Here is a 1,777-nt window from a genome sequence, read left to right as displayed (position 1 = left end):
AACACCCACATGAAGATGACGACGGAAGAGGCGTTTGTTAAGGTTCTGCAGATGCACGGGATTGAGCATGCGTTTGGGATCATTGGATCTGCGATGATGCCGATCTCTGATTTGTTCCCGAAGGCCGGGATCATGTTCTGGGACTGTGCGCATGAAGGCAGTGCGGGGATGATGGCGGATGGCTACACCCGAGCGACCGGCAAGATGTCGATGATGATCGCGCAGAACGGCCCCGGCATCACCAACTTTGTGACCGCGGTGAAAACGGCTTACTGGAACCACACCCCGCTGCTGCTGGTGACGCCGCAGGCGGCGAACAAGACCATCGGTCAGGGCGGCTTCCAGGAAGTCGAGCAGATGAAGCTGTTCGAGGACATGGTCGCCTATCAGGAAGAGGTCCGCGACCCGACCCGCGTCTGCGAGGTTCTGAACCGTGTGATCATGCAGGCCAAGCGCGCCAGCGCGCCGGCTCAGCTGAACATCCCGCGTGATATGTGGACTCAGGTGATCGATGTTGATCTGCCCGCCATCGTCGATTTCGAACGCCCCTCGGGCGGCGAAACCGCCGTGGCACAGGCGGCCGAGCTGCTGTCGAACGCCAAGAACCCCGTTATCCTGAACGGTGCGGGCGTTGTCCTGTCCAAGGGCGGGATCGAGGCGTCGAAGGCACTGGCCGAGCGTCTGAATGCGCCGGTCTGCGTCGGCTATCAGCACAACGACGCCTTCCCCGGCAACCACCCGCTGTTTGCCGGCCCTCTGGGCTATAACGGTTCGAAGGCCGGGATGGAGCTGATCAGCGAGGCTGATGTTGTTCTGTGTCTTGGCACCCGTCTGAACCCGTTCTCGACCCTGCCGGGCTATGGCATGGAATACTGGCCGGCGAATGCCAAGATCATCCAGGTCGACATCAACCCCGACCGCATCGGCCTGACCAAAACTGTCACCGTCGGTATCGTCGGTGATGCGGCCAAGGTGGCCCAAGGCATTCTGGCCCAGCTGAGCGACACCGCCGGTGACGAAGGCCGCAAGGAGCGCAAGGAACGCATTGCGCAGAAAAAATCCGCCTGGGCGCAGGAGCTGACCTCGATGACCCACGAGGATGACGATCCGGGCACCACCTGGAACCAGCGCGCCCGTGACGCCAAGCCGGACTGGATGAGCCCGCGCATGGCGTGGCGCGCGATTCAGGCGGCGCTGCCGAAAGAGGCGATCATCTCGTCCGATATCGGCAACAACTGCGCCATCGGCAACGCCTATCCGTCGTTTGAAGAGGGCCGCAAGTACTTGGCGCCGGGCCTGTTCGGCCCCTGCGGCTATGGGCTGCCCGCCATCGTCGGCGCCAAGATCGGCTGCCCGGACGTTCCGGTTGTGGGCTTTGCCGGTGATGGTGCATTCGGCATCGCGGTGAACGAACTGACCGCGATCGGCCGCGAGGAATGGCCTGCCGTGACCCAGATCGTCTTCCGCAACTATCAGTGGGGCGCGGAAAAGCGCAACTCGACCCTGTGGTTTGACGACAACTTCGTGGGCACCGAGCTGGACACCAAAGTGTCTTACGCCGGTATTGCGCAGGCCTGTGGTCTGAAGGGCGTCGTTGCCCGCACCCAGGACGAGCTGACCGCGGCGCTGAACCAAGCGATCGAGGACCAGAAGAACGGCATCACCACGCTGATCGAGGCCCTGATCAACCAGGAACTCGGCGAACCCTTCCGCCGCGACGCAATGAAAAAACCCGTCGCAGTCGCCGGAATCTCAGCCGACGAAATGAAAAATCAGG

General features: G+C 62.2%; 1 protein-coding gene. It reads left to right on the top strand.

Going from position 1 to position 1,777, the window contains the following annotated elements; translation table 11 throughout:
• Window positions 1-9: 9 nt before the first annotated feature.
• The coding region (gene xsc, locus AC2FLP_RS22060; RefSeq protein WP_299902849.1) for a sulfoacetaldehyde acetyltransferase at window positions 10-1,777 on the top strand (1,768 nt) is incomplete at its 3' end.

The organism is Ruegeria sp. CDSA141 (assembly GCF_059612005.1).
This window is presented reverse-complemented; position numbering and strand designations above follow the sequence as displayed.